The sequence below is a fragment of the Methylorubrum sp. Q1 genome (assembly GCF_004683995.1).
In the GTDB taxonomy this organism is placed as follows: domain Bacteria; phylum Pseudomonadota; class Alphaproteobacteria; order Rhizobiales; family Beijerinckiaceae; genus Methylobacterium.
In genome coordinates, this window is record NZ_SRHQ01000116.1 from 1 (window position 1) to 210 (window position 210).

Sequence of the window (210 nt, forward strand, 5' to 3'; positions counted from 1 at the left end):
ATGCCCGTGGCCGCCTCACCTGTGACGGTGACCGATTGCGAGACCGGCTTGGTGACGGAAACGAGCACCTGCGGCTGGATCGCCTTGCCGGCGAGTTCGGTCTCGATCAGCGCCTGGACGTCCTGGGTGCGGCGTCCGACGACCTTGATCCGGCCGGCGTATGGGACGGTGATGCCGCCGTCGGGCCCGACCACCTGCTCGGGGATCATC

Annotated in this window: 1 protein-coding gene; it reads right to left on the reverse strand. The window is 68.6% G+C overall.

Translation table 11 applies throughout. The features are described 5' to 3' along the window. A partial coding sequence (locus tag E4V01_RS25500; RefSeq protein WP_193763324.1) for a polysaccharide biosynthesis/export family protein occupies nt 1–210 on the reverse strand: 210 nt, incomplete at both ends.